2 protein-coding genes are annotated in these 2619 nt (G+C 62.5%); both read left to right on the top strand.

The window, feature by feature from the left end:
• Positions 1 to 12: 12 nt before the first annotated feature.
• Positions 13 to 1257 (top strand): exonuclease SbcCD subunit D C-terminal domain-containing protein, encoded by a 1245-nt coding sequence (locus tag D6877_RS17280; RefSeq protein ID WP_130911558.1) that lies wholly within the window; start codon positions 13 to 15, stop codon positions 1255 to 1257.
• On the top strand, positions 1254 to 2619 hold a 1366-nt coding region (locus D6877_RS17275; RefSeq protein ID WP_153189070.1), incomplete at its 3' end, for an AAA family ATPase. The genes D6877_RS17280 and D6877_RS17275, both read left to right, overlap by 4 nt.

Here is a 2619-nt window from a genome sequence, read left to right as displayed (position 1 = left end):
GCGGAGTCCACCTTGCGTCTGTTCCACACCTCCGACTGGCACCTTGGGCAAAACCTGCACGGCCAGGAGCGCGATTTCGAGCACGCGTGTTTTCTCGAATGGCTGCTGCGCCAGTTGCACTTGGCGCAGCCGGATGTGCTGCTGATTGCCGGCGATATCTTCGATACGGTCAATCCGCCGGTCAAAGCTCAGGAACGCCTTTACGATTTCATCGTCAGCGCTCACGAACAGCAGCCGTTGCTGACCATTGTGATGATCGCCGGTAACCATGATTCCGGCTCGCGGATCGAATTGCCGGCGCCGTTGATGCGGCGTTTGCGCACTCACGCGTTGGGGCGGGTGCTGTGGCTGGATGACGGCCAACTCGATGCCGAGCGCCTGTTGCTGCCGCTGCCGAATGCCCAGGGAGAAATCGCCGCGTGGTGTTTGGCGCTGCCGTTTTTGCGTCCGGCGGAAGTCACTGGCGCGCATCTGGGTGACAACTATTTGCGCGGCATTGGTCAGGTGCATGAATGGCTGATCGCGGCGGCCAACGCCAAGCGCCAACCCGGTCAGGCGCTGATCGCCATCAGCCACGCGCACATGGCCGGGGGTTCGGTGTCGGAGGATTCCGAGCGCAGCCTGATCATCGGCAATGCCGAAGCCCTGCCCGCCAGCCTGTTCGGCGAAAGCATCAGCTATGTCGCCCTCGGCCATTTGCACAAGCCGCAGAAGGTCAACGGTGAAGAGCGCATCCGCTACAGCGGCTCGCCGATTCCGCTGTCGTTCTCCGAAATCGGTTATCAGCATCAGATTCTCGATGTGGTCCTCGACGGTGAAACTCTGGTCAGCGTCGAGCCGAAACTGATCCCGCGCTCGGTCAATCTGCAGCGCATCGGCCCGGCGCCGCTGGCCGAGATTCTGCTGCAACTGGCCGACCTGCCGAACATCGATCTGCTCGCCGAAACCCAGCGCCAGCCCTGGCTCGAAGTGCGCGTGCGCCTCGATGAGCCGCAGCCGGATCTGCGCCATCAAGTGGAAACCGCACTGCAAGGCAAAGCCGTGCGACTGGTGCGCATCGCCGCTGAATACGCCGGCAATCGCGGCGCCGATGGCAGCGATGAAAGCAACACGCTGATCGAACTCGACCAGCTCACCCCGCAGGAACTGTTCAGCCGCGCCTGGCTCGACAACTACGGCAGCGAGGTCGACGAGCAGACGCTCAAGGACTTCGCCGAACTGCTGCAGGACGTGCAACTGGAGGGCGAGCAGCCATGAAAATTCTCGCCATTCGTTTGAAGAACCTCGCCTCGCTGGCCGGGCCGTTCGAGATCGATTTCACCGCTGAACCGCTGGCCAGCGCCGGCCTGTTCGCAATCACCGGCCCCACAGGCGCCGGCAAAAGCACCCTGCTCGACGCCTTGTGCCTGGCACTGTTCGGCGCCGTACCGCGTCTGAACAACACCGGCCGCGATGCGAAAGTCCCCGATGCTGACGGTGAAATCGCCACTGGCGACCCGCGCACCTTGCTGCGACGCGGCACCGGTGAAGGCTATGCCGAAGTGGATTTTGTCGGCGTCGATGGGCGCCGCTATCGCGCGCGCTGGGAAGCCAATCGTGCTCGCGAGAAGGCTGGCGGCAAGCTCCAGGCCAGTCGGCAGAGCCTGCGCGACATCGATCAGGATCAACTGCTCGCCAGCCAGAAAGGCGAATACAAAACCCAGCTGGAAGCCGCGCTGGGCCTGAACTTTGAACAGTTCACTCGCGCTGTGCTGCTGGCGCAGAGTGAGTTCAGTGCGTTCCTCAAGGCTGACGATAACGACCGCAGTGAACTGCTGGAAAAACTCACCGACACCGCGCTGTACACCCGCCTCGGCCGCCGCGCCTTCGACAAGACCAAAGAAGCCCGTGAAGCGCACAAGCAGTTGCAGGATCAGGCCACCGGTGTGACGCCTTTGGCGCCGGAAGCGCGCGCCGAACTCGACGAGCGTTTCAACACCGCGCAGCAACAGATGAAGGCGCAACAGGCGCAGCTCAAACAACTTGAGCAACAACACAGTTGGCTGAAGGATTTGCGTCAGTTGCAGGACGCGCAAAAAGCCGCCAGCGAACAACTGCAAACCGCGCAACAGCAATGGCAGGCACTGGCCGGCGAGCGGGTAAAACTGACGCGTCTGGAACAGCTTGGCCCGCAACGCCATCAGTTCGCGCGCAAGGCCGAGCTTGATGCGCTGCTGACGCCACTGGCGACGCAGATTGCCGCACACACCCAACAACACGCGGCACTCGGCGAACGCCAGACGCAACTGGCGCAAAACCTCGACGCAGCAAAAGTCGCCCTCAGCGCAGCGCAACAACGCCAGAGCGAAAACGCGCCGTTGCTGCGTCAGGCATTCGAAGAGCAAAGCACCCTTGCCCGTCTGGTCAAGGACACCGCCAGCAGCGCCGAAGCCCGGCAAGCGGCGGAGCAAGCGTCCAAGGATGGCCAGAGCGCAATTCAGGCTTTGCAGGAAAAACAGGCTGAAGTCGCCGAACGCTTGCAACGCATCGCCAGCGAGCTTGAGCAGAATGCCCATCTGGCGCCCTTGAGCGATGCCTGGAGCGCCTATCGCGATCGTCTGCAACAGCTGATGCTGATCG

Origin of the sequence: Pseudomonas sp. Sample_9, assembly GCF_004307535.1 — a bacterium.
Taxonomy (GTDB): Bacteria; Pseudomonadota; Gammaproteobacteria; order Pseudomonadales; family Pseudomonadaceae; genus Aquipseudomonas; species Aquipseudomonas mercuritolerans.
This window is presented reverse-complemented; position numbering and strand designations above follow the sequence as displayed.